This window comes from Metabacillus sp. 113a (genome assembly GCF_050107635.1).
Taxonomy (GTDB): domain Bacteria; phylum Bacillota; class Bacilli; order Bacillales; family Bacillaceae; genus Metabacillus_B.
Genome location: NZ_JBNILJ010000003.1, coordinates 105,347 through 123,692 on the forward strand (window position 1 = coordinate 105,347; position 18,346 = coordinate 123,692).

The 18,346-nt window shown below is 45.2% G+C and carries 18 protein-coding genes, 1 tRNA gene and 1 riboswitch; of the genes, 1 reads left to right on the plus strand and 18 read right to left on the minus strand.

Going from position 1 to position 18,346, the window contains the following annotated elements:
• Positions 1-116: 116 nt before the first annotated feature.
• From ACQCVE_RS06775 to ACQCVE_RS06835, 13 genes are all read right to left on the minus strand, one after another.
• Positions 117-1,820: a hypothetical protein gene (locus tag ACQCVE_RS06775; RefSeq protein ID WP_426862209.1), complete on the minus strand. Its 1,704-nt coding sequence runs from the start codon at positions 1,818-1,820 to the stop codon at positions 117-119.
• Entirely contained in the window at positions 1,793-2,164 is a 372-nt protein-coding gene (locus ACQCVE_RS06780) for a hypothetical protein (protein ID WP_426862211.1), read from the minus strand. The genes ACQCVE_RS06775 and ACQCVE_RS06780 overlap by 28 nt, the downstream gene beginning before the upstream one ends.
• Positions 2,165-2,297: 133 nt before the next feature.
• Positions 2,298-2,371 (minus strand) — tRNA-Arg (locus ACQCVE_RS06785).
• Positions 2,372-2,505: 134 nt separating this feature from the next.
• Positions 2,506-3,018 carry a metallophosphoesterase family protein gene (locus ACQCVE_RS06790; RefSeq protein WP_426862213.1) on the minus strand — a complete coding sequence of 171 codons (513 nt, stop codon included), beginning with the start codon at positions 3,016-3,018 and terminating at the stop codon, positions 2,506-2,508.
• Positions 3,019-3,031: 13 nt separating this feature from the next.
• The gene (locus ACQCVE_RS06795; RefSeq protein WP_426843698.1) at positions 3,032-3,628 is read right to left on the minus strand and encodes an XTP/dITP diphosphatase; all 597 of its coding nucleotides are present in this window, start codon (positions 3,626-3,628) and stop codon (positions 3,032-3,034) included.
• A gap of 4 nt (positions 3,629-3,632) precedes the next feature.
• Positions 3,633-4,391, minus strand: a complete 759-nt coding sequence (gene rph, locus ACQCVE_RS06800; protein ID WP_426843697.1) for a ribonuclease PH — start codon at positions 4,389-4,391, stop codon at positions 3,633-3,635.
• Positions 4,392-4,505: 114 nt separating this feature from the next.
• Positions 4,506-5,576, minus strand: a complete 1,071-nt coding sequence (locus ACQCVE_RS06805; protein WP_426862368.1) for a GerMN domain-containing protein — start codon at positions 5,574-5,576, stop codon at positions 4,506-4,508.
• 233 nt (positions 5,577-5,809) lie between these two features.
• A complete protein-coding gene (gene racE, locus ACQCVE_RS06810) occupies positions 5,810-6,628 on the minus strand; it encodes a glutamate racemase (protein ID WP_426843695.1) in 819 nt (272 codons plus the stop codon).
• Between the two features lie 9 nt (positions 6,629-6,637).
• Positions 6,638-7,084 carry a MarR family winged helix-turn-helix transcriptional regulator gene (locus ACQCVE_RS06815; RefSeq protein ID WP_426843694.1) on the minus strand — a complete coding sequence of 149 codons (447 nt, stop codon included), beginning with the start codon at positions 7,082-7,084 and terminating at the stop codon, positions 6,638-6,640.
• 250 nt (positions 7,085-7,334) lie between these two features.
• Positions 7,335-7,559 (minus strand): spore germination transcription factor GerE, encoded by a 225-nt coding sequence (gene gerE, locus ACQCVE_RS06820; protein ID WP_155111459.1) that lies wholly within the window; start codon positions 7,557-7,559, stop codon positions 7,335-7,337.
• Between the two features lie 351 nt (positions 7,560-7,910).
• The gene (gene sdhB / locus ACQCVE_RS06825) at positions 7,911-8,672 is read right to left on the minus strand and encodes a succinate dehydrogenase iron-sulfur subunit (RefSeq protein WP_426862215.1); all 762 of its coding nucleotides are present in this window, start codon (positions 8,670-8,672) and stop codon (positions 7,911-7,913) included.
• Positions 8,669-10,432: a succinate dehydrogenase flavoprotein subunit gene (gene sdhA, locus ACQCVE_RS06830; RefSeq protein WP_426843692.1), complete on the minus strand. Its 1,764-nt coding sequence runs from the start codon at positions 10,430-10,432 to the stop codon at positions 8,669-8,671. The genes sdhB and sdhA overlap by 4 nt, the downstream gene beginning before the upstream one ends.
• A 32-nt stretch (positions 10,433-10,464) precedes the next feature.
• Positions 10,465-11,073, minus strand: coding sequence for a succinate dehydrogenase cytochrome b558 subunit (locus tag ACQCVE_RS06835; RefSeq protein WP_426843691.1), 609 nt, complete (start codon positions 11,071-11,073; stop codon positions 10,465-10,467).
• A 536-nt stretch (positions 11,074-11,609) separates the two neighbouring features.
• On the opposite strand from ACQCVE_RS06835, the gene ACQCVE_RS06840 reads away from it, so the two are divergent.
• The gene (locus tag ACQCVE_RS06840; protein ID WP_426843690.1) at positions 11,610-12,065 is read left to right on the plus strand and encodes a YslB family protein; all 456 of its coding nucleotides are present in this window, start codon (positions 11,610-11,612) and stop codon (positions 12,063-12,065) included.
• 157 nt (positions 12,066-12,222) lie between these two features.
• Here ACQCVE_RS06840 and ACQCVE_RS06845 read toward each other — a convergent pair whose 3' ends face one another.
• The 5 genes from ACQCVE_RS06845 to ACQCVE_RS06865 all read right to left on the minus strand — a co-directional run bounded on the left by ACQCVE_RS06845 (position 12,223) and on the right by ACQCVE_RS06865 (position 18,295).
• Positions 12,223-13,452, minus strand: a complete 1,230-nt coding sequence (locus tag ACQCVE_RS06845; RefSeq protein WP_426862217.1) for an aspartate kinase — start codon at positions 13,450-13,452, stop codon at positions 12,223-12,225.
• A gap of 118 nt (positions 13,453-13,570) precedes the next feature.
• Positions 13,571-13,750: riboswitch (Lysine riboswitch) on the minus strand.
• 65 nt (positions 13,751-13,815) lie between these two features.
• Positions 13,816-15,588 (minus strand): excinuclease ABC subunit UvrC, encoded by a 1,773-nt coding sequence (uvrC, locus tag ACQCVE_RS06850; protein ID WP_426843688.1) that lies wholly within the window; start codon positions 15,586-15,588, stop codon positions 13,816-13,818.
• Positions 15,589-15,847: 259 nt separating this feature from the next.
• On the minus strand, positions 15,848-16,162 hold the full coding sequence (gene trxA, locus ACQCVE_RS06855) for a thioredoxin (RefSeq protein WP_155111453.1): 315 nt from the start codon (positions 16,160-16,162) through the stop codon (positions 15,848-15,850).
• Positions 16,163-16,493: 331 nt separating this feature from the next.
• Complete coding sequence (locus ACQCVE_RS06860) at positions 16,494-17,471, minus strand: electron transfer flavoprotein subunit alpha/FixB family protein (protein ID WP_426843687.1); 978 nt, start codon at positions 17,469-17,471, stop codon at positions 16,494-16,496.
• A 50-nt stretch (positions 17,472-17,521) separates the two neighbouring features.
• Complete coding sequence (locus ACQCVE_RS06865; RefSeq protein ID WP_426843686.1) at positions 17,522-18,295, minus strand: electron transfer flavoprotein subunit beta/FixA family protein; 774 nt, start codon at positions 18,293-18,295, stop codon at positions 17,522-17,524.
• Positions 18,296-18,346 lie beyond the last annotated feature (51 nt).

Genomic DNA, 18,346 nt, shown 5'->3' on the forward strand with positions numbered 1-18,346 from the left:
AGGGCAGCATATACTTAATGAAATCACAGTTTTATTAATGGCTGTGGGGCTAAGTCTTGAACTACGCCCATTGCTCAATCATCCACACCAAGATACAAAAAAAGGGAGAACCTCAATTAAGAGTTCTCCTTATCATTACGACCATATCTAATCCCTTGAAATACTTCTAGCGGATTGTTTGTAGATTGCCTCCATCTAGCAGGCTGTCTTCCCTCAAATAGTCTATCCCATTCGTTTCTTTCAATTTCCTTTTCACGTTGCAATTTCTTTTTAAACTCAGCTATATTCACATCATTTGCTGCAAATTCCCTTGTCAAGTCATTAATAACTACATCAAGTCTCATATATTCCAAGGCTTTATCGCCATACTTCTCTTCATACTCAAGAATATCATTTTTTATATCCTCCATTGCTGCTGCATATTCATCTTCTATATCGCTTTGCTTAGAAGACAGAGCAATTGATTTGGATACATTGTCAACCTGACATAGGTTTTCTAATTCATTCCCCCGGACAGCTTGATTTTGATTATTTTGTTCATTTTTAGTCAGTTCTTCCCGATGTTCCAAATTCACCGAGGATTCAATGTAATTATGAATTCTATCCTTTTCACTTTTTTGACTCTCTATCACTTCTGGGTTATCAAGTCTTAACTGCTCAATTTCTTTCCTCCTATCTTCATCAATTATCTTTTGAACAGCTTTAATTTCTTTTATATCAATTTCATTCAAGCTATGCAATTTAACATGAATGTTCTTAATACAATCAACATACTTGTCACTTTCAAGTAGAGATATATATGGTGAAGACTCTTCTTCGTTTAAATCAACTTCCTCTTCTTCCTGTTCACTTACAAATGCAGCGGCTTCTTCTTCTGTTAATCCTATTCCAACCATGAGTTCTTTCATATCTTCTTTATTAAAAATTTTTTCACCCTGCTTCTTCATCAAATAATTGTCATGTTTCTTTTGAGCATTCCCTGATACATAATTTAGCAAACTGCTATGGTATTCCTGTTCATTTTTTTGTGTATTGAATGAATCAATCTCAGGAGGATAATGTGCCTTAATGAACTCATTAAGTGCGTTTTTGTTTAGAACCTCGATTTGAAACACTTCATAAATATACTGCAATCGCATTGCATCGCCTTCGTCATCTTCAACATTTTCAATCCAGTCAAGCCAATCAGCTTTAAAAGCCTTAGTCTTTGGAGAATTCTTAAACATTATTGAATATGCTTTAGAGATTTCATGATTTTTAAGGAATTCTGCTTCGATGTATTTAATTTCCATTGCTTTTGCTTTATCTATGTCGATAGGCTCTCTGAGAGTTTTCACTTTCCCTTTCCATGAGGAGACTATCCTAATCAAACCCAATCTTGAAGCTTGAGTAAATACAGTCTGTAAATGTCCATTACATATGTTCCTTAAGATATATGCTATATCTTGGAATACCTTCTCTTCTCCATCCGCTAAGATACCTAATCTAATCATATATTTTTTGTATGGCTTAATTACTTCTTCACTGTAAATACCACTCAAGATATCTTGCTCAACGGGTGATATAAGTCCAAAATAGGACGCCCAGCCATTTCTAGTCCTCGCCCTGTTATCGATGCCACCCATCTTACTCATAACTAATAGTGCTAGGTGCTTTGAATGAGGTGGTGCTATTCCTTTATTGAAATGTCGTTTGTCTTCTTTCGGAGCTTTTTCTTTTCGCTTTTTATCTGTGTAAACGATTCGATTCTTACCAATGCCTTCATACCAAACCTCTTCATAGTAGCATTTGATCAGCGGGAGAGAAATGCTTTTAAACATTTTAGACGGGTTAATTTGGTTTGATTACTTACACCCATGCTATCCAGCCAACAGTAAATCGCATCGCCTGTAATATCAGCGACATTTTTTACTTTTGTTATGCCTTGAAAATGTTCAACATGGATAATGTAGTCACTTATGGTACGACTCCTGTACCCGCTCACTTCCATTTGCCTTGTTACAATCTCTAAAGCTTCTAGAATGCTTATAAACCCACGTTCCTTATCAGATGGTTCTTTGGGCTTGTCCACTATCTTCGGGGTATCAGAATCGCTGCCAGGAAGCCCTGCAAGTATTCCTTTAATATTTTCACTAACTTCAAATAAGCCTTTCTTTTTGGTCACAACAAAAAACCTCCCATATCATTTAGCTTCAAAGTCAATAACAGGTGTAATTTCTTACACGACCGTTATACTGACCGTTTCACTAAACGATATAAGAGGTTGATTTGACGGGATTTAGCACCCGATTTTTGGACGTCCCAGGAGAGATTCGAACTCCCGACCGTACGCTTAGAAGGCGTATGCTCTATCCGGCTGAGCTACTGGGACATGATCTTTTTAGCAGCTAATTGGGTGTTTCGTTATCAGCGACAAGATTTATTATATTTTCTTTAGATAATAAAGTCAATAACTTTTGGAACTTTTTTTATGGAAAAGGAGGAAAGCTCTCCTCCTTTTCTATTCTATGCAAGAGAATAGGATTTTTCCAGTTCTTTTATAGGGTTTCCTTCCAAATCATAAAAGTTTACATCGGCACGCTGCTGATCTAATTGAATTATAGCATACGACCTTTCAGGACGCACCCGCGGCAGCCGGAGACTCCCCGGGTTAATGAACAAAATATTGTCCGTCATTTCTGACCCGGCTATATGAGTGTGGCCAAAGCAGGCAATTTGGGCTCCTGCTTCCCGGGCCTTATCCTTAAGCGTCATGAGTGAGGATTTCACTGAATGCAAGTGTCCATGTACGATAAGGAAGCGGTGCGGACCTGCTTCTTTCACGAGCTCTTCTGGGAGCCTCGCGTCGAAATCACAGTTTCCCCCGACGATCCACATGGAGCAGACGGCCGGATCGTCTGCCTGCAGCTCAGAGTCTCCACAGTGGATCACAGCCGATATTTCGTCCTTGTGGCGGTCTGCTACTTTGGCTACTTCCTCAGTCCATCCGTGGCTGTCGCTCATAATCAATACCTTCATCGCACTCTCTCCCTTAAAAATACTCCCCAATCAGCTGATCCAGTTTCTTCAGGGCATTCGCCCGATGGCTGATTTTGTTTTTTTCTTCTGAAGAAAGCTGAGCCATCGTCACACCTTTATCCTTAACCATGAAGATCGGGTCATAGCCGAATCCATTCTCCCCTTCCGGCTTTTCTGTAATAAACCCTTCAACCGATCCTTCGACCGTTTTGGTTTCTTTTCCGGGAGCCGCAATAGCGAGTGCACATCTGAAACGGGCTGTTCTCTGATCCTTTTCAACCTCTTTCATGTTTTCAAGCACTTTCGCGATATTGGCTCCATCGTCTTTTTCTTCCCCTGCATAGCGGGCAGAATAAATGCCCGGATCTCCACCGAGAGCATCGATTGAAAGTCCGGAATCATCTGCAATAACAGGCTTACCGGTAAGCCTAGAGATGGTTTCTGCTTTTAAGATTGCGTTTTCTTCAAAGGAATGCCCCGTTTCTTCTACATCCGGAAGGTGTGTGAGTTCATTCAGCGAGGCAGCCTGCAGGCCCTTTGGTTCAAACAGCCGTTTGAATTCGGCTGCTTTTCCTTCATTCCGCGTTGCGATGATAATGGTTTGGCTCATTTGTTCATCCCTCTTTCGCAAGATTTTTGACAATATGAGAGGCCCAATCACCAAGAGCTGATTTTTGATACTCAATTAATGTATGTATACCCTCTTCTGCAAGATCTAACATTTGGTTGAGCTGTTTTCTTGAAAAAGTTGCTTCTTCCCCGGTTCCCTGAAGTTCTACAAGCTCTCCCTTAGAGGTCATGACGACATTCATATCCACTTCGGCAGAGGAATCCTCCAAGTAGTTCAAATCAAGAATTTCTCCAAGCTCTGAATCCAATCCAACAGATGTCGCGGCCAGGAAATCAGTAATCGGAAGCTCAGCCAGCACATTTTTTTCTGTCAGCCTTCCCAGTGCAATCGCCATTGCTGTAAAAGCACCGGTAATGGAAGCGGTTCTGGTTCCTCCGTCTGCCTGAATGACATCGCAGTCAATCCAGATTGTCCGTTCTCCAAGCTTGTCGAGATCCACTACCGCTCTGAGCGCTCTTCCAATCAGCCTCTGAATTTCCATTGTGCGCCCTGAAATTTTCCCTTTCGAGGACTCTCTGATTGTTCGCTGCTCTGTGGCTCGCGGCAGCATGGAATATTCTGCAGTAATCCAGCCCTTCCCCTGCCCTCTCATAAACGGCGGCACGCGGTCTTCCACACTAGCGTTGCAGATGACCTTTGTATTGCCTACACTTATTAAGACAGATCCTTCAGGGTGTGTTATAAATTCTGTCACCATTTCAACCGGTCTAAGCTGATTATTGCTTCTCCCGTCATTTCTCATCCGTAAAACCTCCATCACTAACGGGCCAAACGAACGGCCCGCAACAAATAAAAGGCAGCCCCATAACAAGTCTGCCTCTTTTCTTACCTTATTTAGTATATCAAATATTCGCTTTTAAAAACTACCGGTGTTCACATTTGCAGGACGCGCTACGGGTTTCGACAATTTTTCTCCCTTTTCATTCGTCAGATCCGCCTTGCCATCCACCGTCAGCGCTACCGTTTCTACGCCCTCCTGCTCCGTAAGGGTGAGCACAAGTGAGTTAAGCACATTTTCGGAAATAACCTTTTTCTCTTCATCAAAACTCCCGTAAATCGACTTATTGAAATCAAGCGTTACTTTTCCATTTTCATATTTTGGCTCACCATTCAGCTTAACTCCGCCCTGAAATTCATCCAGAAGCCCGCTTGTGCTTGAAGGACCTTTCAGAAGCTCTGAAACGGCAGCCGTGATCGGATCTTTTTCCGTATTGTCTACCCTTCTTGTAACAGGAACGTAATAGGTTCCATTCTCATTTTGCCCTAGGAAGTAAACGGTTAGCGGGTGAGTATTGGTAATGTCGGTGACATCTGCTGTATCTAAATTGATCCCATCCGCTCTGCTCAGATCCTCTGAAATGGGTGTTCCGTTGACCGGCATTTCGTTCAGCGGATGGCCATTCACCCAAATTTTCACTTTTTTAACCGATTCAAATTGAGTGAGGGTATAGGTGACGGACTGAAGGATCTTCAGTTCATCCTCGCGTTTATAGTTGGCAAATTCCTTTGAGAAATCGGCTACAGCCGTCCCGTCTTTAATGGTAACCCCCAGCACTTGAGTCTCGGCAGGCAAAACGGCTCTAAAGCCATCTGGAAGCATGTTGCTGACCGGTCCTCCATCCACCAGGTATTCAAGAACCTGCTTGGCTGCCCCTTCATGCTTTGGAAGAGACAGAGCCTGAGAGACGACCATGCCGTTTTTGTCTATTAAATAAAGATCTCTCGTAACCGTCTGCACATTTTCCTTGCCCGATTTCGATTCTGCTTCCTTTTTTCCTTCAGCGTTTTTTCCATCCGTATAGGTGACATCCTGCGGCGGATCCACTTCCTTGACCGCTTGCTCCCCTCCACCGAATAAGCCGCAGCCCGACAAGATAACGGAAGTAACAGCAATAGCGGAAACAGCAATGGCCAACTTTTTATTCATAGGCATGAAAAATCCCTCCTGAGGCAGTTTGTACTACTATGTATACGAGCCCCGGATTATTTTATACCGCCATTCAGGAAGATTTTATACAGCCTGCATTTTCGATTCCTCTTAGCTGCTGATTTCCATAGCAGGCATTCGCTTTCAAAAGCCAGCAAGGAGTATCACGATTGTCACTCCAATCAGCAGGTGCTGCAAAATTTAATAAAAAAAATCCCGGACATCCGGGATTTTCAATAGGACTGCAGTGCTTTTTCAAGGTTGATGGTATGAACGCTGCCCACCGGCTCGCCAAACCATTTTTCAGCAAAGGACTGAAACAAGCCGTGCGGACCTGTCGTTAAAAACTGATGCTGCTTCTGTCCGTCTGATTCATTTAAAGCCTGGCTGTAAGACAGAATGGTGCTTACTTCCCTTGCCGTTTCATCCCCGGAGGAAATGACCTTCACCGAGGGCCCCATGTACTCTTCTATGAGCGGCCTCAAAATCGGGTAGTGGGTGCAGCCGAGGATCAGCGAGTCGAGCGACAGGCTCCTCAGCGGCAACAGGGACTGCTTAACAATCTCCCTCGCCAGCTCTCCTTCATAATTCCCGCTTTCCACCAGGGGAACAAATTCAGGACAGGCTGCACTCTCAACGGAAACGGACGCTTTTAACGCTTTCAGCGCCTGTTCATAGGCGCCGCTCTGAATGGTATTGTTTGTTCCGATGACGCCGATATGCTGATTTTTCTTCAGCTTTATCGCGGTTCTGGCACCTGGCTGGATGACTCCGATCACCGGAATGTCCACTTGTTTTTTAATTTCCTCAAGCGCAATCGCCGTTGCCGTATTGCATGCGATTACGAGCATTTTAATCCTGTGGGCAGACAAAAGATACTTTGTCATCTCCCACGTATATTGCAGAACTTGAGCTTCTGGACGGGGTCCATATGGACAGCGCTGGCTGTCTCCTAAATAAATAATTTCTTCCTTCGGCAGCTGCCTCATGATTTCTTTAGCTACCGTAAGACCGCCAATGCCTGAATCGATAACTCCTATCGGTCTATTCAAAAAATCGCCTCATTCTTCATTCATTTCCAGCTGCAGTTTAGTCAGTAAACGCTCAAACGTGAGCCTTTCTGATGAATCAAAATGGACAAGAAGGTCACTTAAGTACTCCTGCCTCTTCTTAATCACTTCTTCAATGATCCTCGCTCCCTCTTCAAGGAGATGCACCCTGACAACTCTTCTGTCATTCGCATCCTTAATCCGGATGACAAGCTGCGTCTTCTCCATCCGGTCCACGAGGTCGGTTGTCGTACTCCAGGCAAGATACATCCGTCCTGCAAGTTCCCCGACCGTCATATCTCCGTGATCAAGAAGCCATTGGAGAGCTACAAACTGAGGTGGAGTTATATTATATTGATTAAGGATCTCTCGTCCTTTTTGTTTAATGTTCCCTGAAATCCGCCTGAGCGATTTTTCAATATCCGCTACATGGCCAGCTTCAAATGTTGGTTTATTCATCGCGCCATACCCCGCTCATCCGCATTAGGAAACAGCTTTCCGCCATATCCCCTAGTTATTTTCCTAGTTTTCTGCAGAAAATGCAAGGATTGAGGAAAATTCATGAGCAGGGATTTTTCTGCAGGACCGGACTGTAGCAGCCTTTTTCGAGGGCAATCTTTAATTGAAAACCATCCCGGCTTGAGAACGCTTTAAGAAAAGATTAAATGAAAAAACCGGCGGTCCCTTATGCAGGCCTGCCGGCAATTTTTCAGAGCTCTAGTTCTCCCATACGCAGGAGCTCTACAACCGCTTGTGAACGCCCCTTGACTCCAAGCTTTTGCATCGCATTTGAGATATGGTTTCGAACGGTTTTCTCACTAATGAAAAGCTCTCCAGCTATTTCTTTTGTTGTTTTATCCTGTACCAGTAATTCAAATACTTCTCTTTCTCTTTTCGTGAGCAGTGGCTTAGATTGAAATTCGTTGTCCTTCAATTATTGTAACCCTCCTTGCTAGGTGAGAGCTGCTCTTGCACATGGGTATCCGATTAGTCAACATATAGTATGTGCTTTCAGGCATAGCGGTGACTGAATTGCTGATGAAAGCAGGGGAGGATGCGTCCATTTTTCAAAAGTTGGCTCCGGTATACCCGGCAGCTGATTTCTCCTGCAGGCATTCGCCTGCACATCCCGCCACTCTCCCTAAGGGTCCACCTTTAATCAAAATGAAAAAGAGCCGGGACTCCGGCTCTTTTACTGTCTTGAAGAAGCTCATTCTTTTAAAAGCGGTCACTTTGCGCTTTAATCCCTTGAAAGCGTGAAAAGCGCTAAGGCAGCCGGGGTACGTTATGCCTGGTCGCTTCCAAAGAAATTGCGGAATGCCTGCAGGTTTGTATCTCTGTTAAGTGCTGCAATAGAGGTTGTCAGCGGAATGCCCTTCGGACACGACTGCACGCAGTTTTGGGAGTTTCCGCAATCTGCAAGTCCTCCATCACCCATCAAAGCGTCTAGGCGTTCTGATTTATTCATAGCTCCGGTAGGATGAGCGTTAAACAAGCGAACCTGCGAAAGCGGAGCCGGTCCGATGAAGTTTGATTTGCTGTTAACATTCGGACATGCTTCCAGGCAGACGCCGCATGTCATACACTTCGATAACTCGTAGGCCCACTGACGCTTTTTCTCCGGCATGCGGGGTCCCGGACCAAGATCATACGTTCCATCAATCGGAATCCACGCTTTCACCTTTTTAAGGGAATCGAACATTCTGCTTCGGTCTACCTGAAGGTCGCGGATGACCGGAAATGTTTTCATCGGCGCAAGGCGGATCGGCTGCTCCAGCTGGTCGACAAGTGCTGTACACGACTGCCGAGGCTTGCCGTTGATCACCATGGAACAGGCGCCGCATACCTCTTCCAGGCAGTTCATATCCCAGTTTATCGGGGTAGTCGGCTCCCCTTTTGCATTAACGGGATTACGTCTGATTTCCATTAGAGCCGAAATTACATTCATGTTCGGACGGTGTTCAAGTTCGAACTCCTCATCATAAGGAGCTGCATCCGGAGATTCCTGACGTGAAATCACAAAGCGAATGATTTTTTTCTCACTCATGCTTTTGCTCCTTTCTTCTTGGAATAATCCCTTTTTCTCGGAGTAATAAGAGATGTATCTACTTCTTCATAATGCAGAGCCGGAGCTTCATGGTCGCCCACGAATTTAGCCATCGTCGTTTTAAGGAAGTCTTCATCATTCCGTTCAGGGAAATCAGGCTTATAGTGAGCCCCCCGGCTCTCATTTCGGTTATAGGCTCCAAGTGTTATGACACGGGACAGGCTGAGCATATTCTTCAGCTGGCGGGTGAAAGCAGCCCCCTGGTTGCTCCATTTTGCCGTATCATTTATGTTAATGCGTTCATAGCGGTGCATCAGTTCCTGAATCTTCTCATCTGTTTCCAGAAGCTTATCGTTGTAGCGGACAACTGTTGCGTTCGCTGTCATCCATTCTCCAAGTTCTTTATGAATCACGTAGGCATTCTCATCTCCATCCATGCTCATGATGGAATCCCACTTTTCCTGCTCTTCCTTCTCGTGGCGTTCATAGACGCTGGATGGAAGATCTTCTGCAAATGATTCAAGTCCCTGTGCGTATTTCGCAGCACTTGGACCTGCCACCATTCCTCCGTAAATAGCGGAAAGAAGGGAGTTGGCACCAAGACGGTTCGCTCCGTGCATGGAATAATCGCATTCGCCTGCTGCAAACAGTCCCGGGATGTTCGTCATCTGATCGTAATCCACCCACAGTCCGCCCATGGAATAGTGAACGGCAGGGAAGATTTTCATCGGAACTTTGCGCGGATCATCCCCCATGAATTTTTCATAGATTTCGATGATTCCGCCAAGTTTAATATCCAGCTCTTTCGGGTCTTTATGGGATAAATCGAGATAAACCATGTTTTCCCCATTGATTCCAAGCTTCTGATTTACGCAGACGTCGAAGATTTCTCTTGTAGCGATATCCCTTGGCACAAGATTTCCGTAAGCCGGATATTTCTCTTCTAGGAAGTACCATGGCTTCCCGTCTTTATATGTCCAGACACGGCCGCCTTCCCCCCTTGCGGATTCACTCATGAGGCGAAGCTTATCATCCCCCGGAATCGCGGTCGGGTGAATCTGAATAAATTCAGCATTGGAATAATAGGCACCCTGCTGGTAGACGATTGAAGCAGCAGAGCCCGTATTTATGACAGAGTTCGTGGATTTGCCGAATACAATTCCAGGTCCGCCCGTTGCCATAATGACTGCATCGGACCGGAACGATTTGATTTCCATGGACGACAGATTCTGAGCAGTAATCCCGCGGCAGACCCGGTCATCATCCAAAACGATTCCAAGGAATTCCCAGCCTTCGAACTTTCTGACAAGCCCTGCCACTTCATAGCGGCGGACCTGCTCATCCAGTGCATAAAGCAGCTGCTGGCCGGTTGTAGCGCCCGCAAAAGCTGTTCTGTGATGCTGAGTTCCCCCAAAGCGGCGGAAGTCAAGCAGTCCTTCAGGGGTACGGTTAAACATGACGCCCATACGGTCAAGAAGATGAATGATAGAAGGAGCAGCTTCACACATTGCTTTTACCGGAGGCTGATTCGCCAAAAAGTCTCCCCCGTAAACCGTGTCATCAAAATGCTCCCAGGGGGAATCCCCCTCACCCTTTGTATTCACCGCTCCATTGATGCCGCCCTGTGCGCACACTGAATGTGAACGCTTAACAGGAACGAGTGAAAAAAGATCCACGCTGACTCCCTTTTCGGCAGCCTTTATAGTAGCCATTAAGCCGGCCAAACCGCCGCCGACGATTGTAATCCGATTGTTGTTCATCTAGCCCACTCCCTTGATTGACGTTTCCTCAATTAAACAAATGCAAAGATGGAACTTACTCCTACGTAAGCAAGTGCAACAAACACAGCAAGTGTTACATAGGTTGAAATCAGCTGGGAACGAGGTGTAACCGTAATTCCCCAGGTTACGCAGAAAGACCAGAGCCCGTTTGCAAAGTGGAACACTGTGGAAACAACACCCACCACATAGAAAGCGACCATTGCCGGATTGCTAAGAATATTTTCCATCATAGAAAAATTGACCGTCGCTCCGAATGCAGCGGCAATTCTTGTTTCCCACACATGCCATGCAACGAATACAAATGTAACAATGCCGCTGAACCGCTGCAGGACAAACATCCAGTTTCTGAAATAGCCATAGCGGGAAGCATTATTTTTCGCCGTAAAAGCAATATAAACACCATAAATAGCGTGGAATAATAGCGGCAGGAAAATGATAAATGTTTCTAAAACAATCCTGAATGGCAGGCTCTCCATAAAATGAGCCGCCTCATTAAATGCTTCTTCTCCTCTAGTCGCAAAATTGTTGACAACAAGATGCTGAATCAGGAAGATTCCTACAGGAATAACCCCCAGCAGCGAGTGCAGTCTGCGCAGCGCAAACTCCTTATTTCCAGCCATAATTCCTTTACCCCCTAATCAATGATAATCTGTAGTTTTTATTGGGTTTTCTCCTATCCCCATTTTACAGTCTGGAGCATGGGAGGGCTTTGTCATGGCAAGCTATTAAAATAGCATTTTATCCAACCTTATTTCCCAATATGCTGTCATAATTCTCTCGCCCGGATGATCAGGGAGCATGACTTTGAATCTGGCAGTTCTGCATTGGAAACTTTTGACTAAACCGCCGCTCCATCATAATTATAAACTGATAAAATGTGACAAATTCATTTTACTCCTAACATAATAGAGCGTCAAGAAAACGTGTTCATAAATTATAATTTTCGGAATTATTTTCGTTCTTCACAAAATTAACTTTATTACTATATTGAAATGTGAGAGAAAATATGCTTAAGAGCTTAGTATGGCAAGAAGGAATCATTCCTTGCCCTTGGCCTCTCCTAATATGGAACCCTCTTAAGCCCGATCTTCCTTTTATTTCATGTTAATAGCCTACGGTCTTGATATATAATGAGCATAGAGAGAGGGGAAATGAAATGAAAACGACACGTAATCAAGTAGAGGCTGAAAAGTATGAGGAGCTGTCAGTCCCTGCTTTTGGCCATGAAATGCTGCGGGAGATCCTTCTTCCCGAAATCCTTGGTCAGGAGTATCCTTCTTTGCTTTACTGGGCCGGCAGAAAGCTTGCAAGGCACTTTCCGCTGGAAACTGCAGAGGAGCTTCCCCGTTTTTTTCTTCAATCCGGATGGGGGACACTGACACTCTTACATAGAAAACAGGGAGAAATGGAGTTTGAATTGACCTCCGACCTGATCCTGACCCGCTTTCAAGCTCAAAAGGAGCCATCCTTCCAGCTGGAGGCCGGTTTTCTGGCAGAGCAGGTTCAGACAATCGGGAAGCATGCGGCTGAGGCCTACGAGCAGGTAAAACGCCGCTCCGGCAAGGTAATCTTGACCGTTAAATGGGATAAAAAGGACATGATCACAGATTGACCGGAAGCCATGATTTTTGGATCCCGGCTTAACCTGGCTGTCTGTAAAGCAAGGGTGCACCTAAAGGAAGAGCCCGGGAATGCTTGGTGAAAAGCATTCCCGGGTTCTTTTTTGTTCGTGCTTCGAACAGGATGAAGATGTCTTTTGATTCTGTTTATTAAACCGGCGCCTTTTTGCCGGATAGCTCGAATGCTTCATGAAGCGCTTCAACTGCCCTCACCATATCATCCTGCTCAATTACAGTGGATACCTTAATTTCAGAGGTGCTCACCATTTTCACTTCAATGCCCTCCTTGGCGAGCACCGAAAACATCCCTGCCGCCACCCCGGGATTGGAAACCATGCCGGAACCGACAATGGAAACCTTGGATAAGCCTTTTTCCGATTCAATTTTCTTGAACCTTAATTTTTTCTTATGAGTCTCAAGCACATCGATCGTTTCTTCCAGATCATTTGTTTTTACTGAGAAAGAAATCGTGCCGTTCTCTTTATCTGTCAGACTTTGAATGATGATGTCCACGTTTACCCCATGCTCCGCCAGTGTCGTAAATATAGTCGAAAGGGTGCTTAAATCATTCGGCAGGCCGCAAACGGACACTCTTGTTACCTGGTCCTCAAATGCAATTCCTTTAACAATTAAATTTTCTTCCAATGCACTTTCCTCCTCAATAAGCGTTCCCCGCTCGTCCTGCATACTGGAACGCACTTCCAGTGGAACCTGATAATTTTTTGCAAACTCTACTGCTCTTGGATGAAGAACACCCGCACCAAGATTTGCCAGCTCCAGCATTTCGTCATAGGATAGGCCGGCAAGCTTTCTTGCTCCTTGGATATAGCGCGGATCGGTCGTATAGACCCCCGTCACATCGGTATAAATGTCGCATTTATCTGCCTTCAGCGCCGCTGCAAGGGCAACAGCTGTTGTATCCGAACCGCCTCTTCCCAATGTTGTAATTTCCCCGTTTTCATCTCTCCCCTGAAAACCTGCTGCCACAACGATTTTCCCCCGGGTCAGCTCTTCTGTAATGCGGTCATCTTCAATGCGGGTTATGCGTGCATTTCCATGCCGGGATTCAGTGAAGATTCCCGCCTGGCCTCCGGTCAAGGAAACGGCTTCATAGCCCTTGGCCTGGAGAGCCATCGCTAGTAAAGAAATCGTGATCTGTTCCCCTGTAGTCAGCAGCATATCCATTTCTCTTTTGTCCGGCTTCGATGAAAGTTCCCCCGCAAGCGATACGAGCTGATCGGTTGTTTTCCCCATGGCCGAAACGACGACCACCAGGTCATGGCCATTTTCTTTTTCCTGGATTACTCTTTTTGCAACATTCAAAATTCGATCTGCAGATCCTACGGATGTTCCTCCAAATTTTTGTACGATCAGTCCCACGTTATCGCTCCTCTAGGTCAATGGTATATCGCAAGTTCTTTCAGATAAGAGCCCAAAATAAAAAGCAATGGGATGCCCCTCCCATTGCTTGCATAAACGAAAAAATTCTCCGCCCATACAATGAGATAGCTCTCCAAGAATAAAAATCTTGACAGCCCTGCATTTATTCAATGCAAAACCAGAAGAATCAGCAATGGCACCTTTTCCTCTTCGGCGGCGCTCCCCTTTCGGCATACATAAACGGAAAACCATTTTCCTGCTTATGCCTACTATTGAAGTCCGCACCTCTATCGTCATTTAACGAACTAAACGACCTGATTAAATTAGTTTGTATTCTATCAGAGGATTAGGAAAAGCACAAGTCTATTCTTTTAACTTTTCATATATCAGCTCTGCAGCCGCATAAGGAACACCGGCTTCTTTAATCTGCTCAACGGTCGCTTCCTTCATTTTTTTAACAGAGCCGAAATGCTTCAGCAGCATCTTCCTCCGCTTTTCCCCGATGCCGGGGATTTCATCCAATATGGATTGAATCGCGTTTTTTCCGCGGAGCTGTCTGTGGAACGTGATCGCAAAGCGATGGACCTCATCCTGAATCCGCTGCAGCAGATAGAACTCCTGTGAGCTGCGTTCGAGCTGAACAAGCTCAAGCGGGTCTCCAATCATCAAATTGGAAGTCCTGTGCTTATCATCTTTTACAAGGCCGGATACTGGTATTTGCAGAGACAGCTCATTCTCAAGAACATCTTTTGCTGCAGAAATCTGCCCCTTTCCTCCATCAATCACGATAAGATCGGGAAGAGGAAGGTTTTCTTTCAATGCACGGGAATACCTTCTCCGGACCACCTCTCTCATGGACTCATAATCATCAGGCCCGGTAACAGTCCGGATTTTATACTTACGGTACTCTTTTTTGGCCGGTTTCCCATCGATAAAAACAACCATTGCGGAAACTGGATCAGACCCTTGAATGTTTGAGTTGTCAAACGCTTCGATCCGGATTGGCACGGCGATTCCCAGCTTATCGCCGAGATTCTCGATGGCCTTAATTGTCCGCTCTTCATCCCGCTCGATTAACGAAAATTTCTCGCGGAGTGCAATTTTCGCATTTTTGTGAGCGAGCATCAGCAAGTCCTTCTTCGCACCGCGCTTCGGCTGGACCGCGCGCACATTCAGAAGCTGCTCCGCCAATTCCAGATCAGCGCTGTCCGGAATCATGATTTCCTTCGGCAGGAAATGATTGCTCTGCTGATAAAACTGGCCCAGGAATGTCAGAAATTCTTCATCCGGTTCATTATAGATTGGAAACATCGAAATATCCCGTTCAATCAGCTTGCCTTGCCGGACAAAAAATACTTGTACACACATCCAGCCCTTATCAAAAGCATAAGCAAACACATCCCGGTCCACAAAATCCGTCATCGACATCTTCTGCTTCTCCATTGTCGCTTCAATATGGACGATCTGATCCCTGTACTCCTTTGCCCGCTCAAAATCCATAGCCTCTGAAGCTTTATACATCTTATCGGTTAAATCCTTTTTAATCTCCTTGTACCCGCCGTTTAAAAACCGGCTGATCTCCTCAACCATTTTCCGGTTTGTTTCTTCCGTTACTGTATATACACAAGGGGCAAGACACTGCCCCATATGGTAATACAGGCAGACGCGGTCTGGCAGAGTGTTGCATTTCCTCAGCGGATACAGCCGGTCCAGCAGCTTTTTCGTTTCACGGGCTGCCTGGACATTTGGGTAAGGGCCGAAATATTTCCCCCGGTCTTTTTTGATTTTCCGCGTAACAATCAGCCGAGGATGGCGTTCACCGGTTATTTTTATAAATGGAAAGGACTTATCATCCTTGAGCATCACATTATATTTTGGATCGTATTTTTTAATCAGATTCATTTCTAAAATAAGGGCTTCGATATTAGAGGACGTCACAATGTATTCAAAATCCTCAATTTCATTGACAAGCCTTTGCGTCTTCCCGTCATGAGAGCCGCTGAAGTAAGAACGGACACGGTTCTTTAATACTTTGGCTTTCCCGACATAAATAATGGTCCCCTGTCTGTCCTTCATGAGGTAGCAGCCTGGCTGATCGGGAAGAATGGCTAATTTTTCTCTGATTTTGTCTTTCATATAACCACTTCCATCCAGTCATTTGCCTTATATTGTACGATATATATAGGAAAATTACTAAGAATAGCGCTGGAAACAGTGTCAGGCGCAGAGTATTGGCCCGAGGAGGCAATTTCCGATCAGATACCGGTGGTGTCGGAAAAACGGACGGCAGCGGGAATGGCGCCCATCTTCTACACGAGCGGTTCCCCATGATGCAGCCCTCCTGCAAAAAAATAAAAAAACCAGACCAATAAATCAGCCTGGTTCCTTATTTCAATTAAGCGTGTTTATTAAGTAATTCAGCAAGAGCTTCTTTCGGCTGATATCCAACCGCTTTATCCACTACTTCTCCATTTTTGAAAACGAGAAGAGTCGGGATGCTCATTACGCCGTACTTACCAGCAGTTTCCTGGTTTTCATCAACATCAAGCTTAACGATTTTCACTTTGTCACCCATGTCTTGGTCAAGCTCTTCCAGTACTGGGGCAATCATTTTGCAAGGTCCGCACCATGGAGCCCAAAAATCTGCAAGAACAACGCCTTCTCCAGTCTCAGCAGAGAAGTTTTGATCCGTTACGTGTGAAATAGCCATGTAGAATTCCTCCTAAATCTTTAAGAATATGCACTTAGTATAGCACCTTCCTGTAAGGCGTGCTAAGATTTTGCCTCGAAGTCATTATACCCAATCCTAGCAGGAATAACCCGGTTCGGTACTGGTATCGCTTGACGCGCTGGAAGGGGACTGTATTAATTCTTATCTTCCTTAAGGTATACATATGTATGCGTAAGCTTGTGCCATTACACCTTCGACATCAGACCGTTTTTCCTGTCCGCTTGAAATCGGGTGAATGATCCTTCCTGACACAAGGTTTAAATAACATTAGAGCCCCCGCAAACAGGCTTTTTGCGGGGGCTGCACTGGCTTATGAATGAACTTTAAGCTTTTTAAACTCTTCGGTCAGCAGGGGGACGACCTCAAACAGGTCCCCGACAATGCCGTAGTCCGCTACTTTAAATATATTGGCTTCTGGATCCTTGTTGATGGCAACGATGACTTTGGAGTTGGACATTCCAGCCAAGTGCTGGATGGCTCCGGATACGCCGCACGCAATATAAAGGTCCGGCGTGACCACTTTACCCGTCTGGCCAATTTGAAGGGAGTAATCGCAATAATCTGCATCACAAGCTCCGCGGGATGCCCCGACAGCGCCCCCTAAAACATCTGCCAGTTCCTTAAGCGGATTAAAGCCTTCTGTGCTCTTAACGCCTCTTCCTCCCGCAACAATCACTTTAGCTTCAGAAAGGTCTACTCCCTCCGTTGCTTTGCGGATCACATCTTTAACAATTGTGCGCAAATCTTTAATATCGGCTGCTGCTGTTTGAACCTCACCTGATCTGGATTCGTCTTTTTCAAGCGGGGCAATATTATTCGGACGGATTGACGCGAAAATCATGCCATCCGTTACGATCACTTTTTCAAATGCCTTTCCGGAGTAGATAGGGCGGGTAAAGACAATATTGCCTCCAGCCTCCTCTACGTTAATCGCATCCGAAACCAGTCCCGTATTTAGTTTTGCTGCAATTTTAGGCGAGAGATCCTTTCCGAGGGCAGTATGCCCAAACACCATTCCTTCCGGATTTTCCTGCTCTATGACCGTCATCAGAGCCTGTGAAAACCCATCCGGTGTGTAAGCTGAAAGCTTCTCATTTTCTACAGCTATGACACGGTCCGCACCGTATTGAATCATTTCTTCCCCAAGACCGGATACTTGATTCCCTATAAGAACAGCTACAATTTCTCCGCCCTCCGCAACAATTTTCCCGGCAGCAATCGCTTCGAAGGATACATTTCTCAATGACTGATCTCGTGATTCTCCCAATACTAGAACTTTTCTTGCCATTTTCATTTCCCCCTATTTCTCCGTATTCCCTTGCCTGTCATGAATTCCAATCAGATGACCTTAGCTTCGTTCCTAAGCAGGCTGACAAGCTCCTTAACCTGCTCGTCCAATTCCCCTTGAAGGACTTTTCCAGCTTCTTTTTTCGCAGGCATAAAAATTTCAATTGTTTTTGTTTTTGGTTCAACATCGTCCTCTTCAATGTCCAAATCATCCAGCTCCAGTTCATCAAGCGGCTTCTTTTTCGCCTTCATGATGCCGGGCAATGACGGATAGCGAGGCTCATTTAATCCTTGCTGTGCCGTAACGAGCAAAGGAAGAGCTGTTTCGATGATCTCAGAATCACCTTCAACATCCCGTGTAACAGTTGCTTTACTGCCCTCAATCTCAAGCTTTGTAATGGTTGTTACATAGGAGATATCTAGCAGCTCCGCAAGACGGGGGCCAACCTGTCCCGAGCCTCCATCGATGGCAACATTTCCTCCTAGAATCAAATCTGCATTTTTGTCCTTTAAATATTCCGAGAGAATCTTGGCAGAAGTGAACTGATCTCCATCCTCCAGATCATCTTCCGTATTGATCAGCACAGCTTTATCGCATCCCATCGCCAAAGCTGTACGAAGTTCCTTCTCAGCCTCTTCCCCGCCAATCGTTACAACGGTTACCTCGCCGCCCTGGGCGTCTCTGATCTGAATAGCTTCTTCAATCGCATACTCGTCGTACGGATTGATGATAAATTCTGCTCCATCCTCTTGGATTCTTCCGTTGCTGATGGAAATTTTTTCTTCTGTGTCAAAAGTCCGTTTCATCATTACAAAAATATTCATTTCTCCATCCCCCTGTTTCGCATGTTCATTGCTTAAAACGCCTATTTGAAT

Bases quoted from the DNA above. Each gene is read 5' to 3' on its own strand.
- ACQCVE_RS06815 (WP_426843694.1), bottom strand. From the start codon at position 7,084: ATGAATAAACCAACATTTGAAGCTGGCCATGTAGCGGATATTGAAAAA.
- sdhB (WP_426862215.1), bottom strand. From the start codon at position 8,672: ATGAGTGAGAAAAAAATCATTCGCTTTGTGATTTCACGTCAGGAATCT.
- ACQCVE_RS06805 (WP_426862368.1), bottom strand. From the start codon at position 5,576: ATGAATAAAAAGTTGGCCATTGCTGTTTCCGCTATTGCTGTTACTTCC.
- sdhA (WP_426843692.1), bottom strand. From the start codon at position 10,432: ATGAACAACAATCGGATTACAATCGTCGGCGGCGGTTTGGCCGGCTTA.
- ACQCVE_RS06775 (WP_426862209.1), bottom strand. From the start codon at position 1,820: ATGTTTAAAAGCATTTCTCTCCCGCTGATCAAATGCTACTATGAAGAG.
- rph (WP_426843697.1), bottom strand. From the start codon at position 4,391: ATGAGAAATGACGGGAGAAGCAATAATCAGCTTAGACCGGTTGAAATG.
- ACQCVE_RS06860 (WP_426843687.1), bottom strand. From the start codon at position 17,471: ATGGCAAGAAAAGTTCTAGTATTGGGAGAATCACGAGATCAGTCATTG.
- trxA (WP_155111453.1), bottom strand. From the start codon at position 16,162: ATGGCTATTTCACACGTAACGGATCAAAACTTCTCTGCTGAGACTGGA.
- ACQCVE_RS06835 (WP_426843691.1), bottom strand. From the start codon at position 11,073: ATGGCTGGAAATAAGGAGTTTGCGCTGCGCAGACTGCACTCGCTGCTG.
- ACQCVE_RS06840 (WP_426843690.1), top strand. From the start codon at position 11,610: ATGAAAACGACACGTAATCAAGTAGAGGCTGAAAAGTATGAGGAGCTG.
- uvrC (WP_426843688.1), bottom strand. From the start codon at position 15,588: ATGAAAGACAAAATCAGAGAAAAATTAGCCATTCTTCCCGATCAGCCA.
- ACQCVE_RS06790 (WP_426862213.1), bottom strand. From the start codon at position 3,018: ATGAAGGTATTGATTATGAGCGACAGCCACGGATGGACTGAGGAAGTA.
- ACQCVE_RS06865 (WP_426843686.1), bottom strand. From the start codon at position 18,295: ATGAATATTTTTGTAATGATGAAACGGACTTTTGACACAGAAGAAAAA.
- ACQCVE_RS06795 (WP_426843698.1), bottom strand. From the start codon at position 3,628: ATGAGCCAAACCATTATCATCGCAACGCGGAATGAAGGAAAAGCAGCC.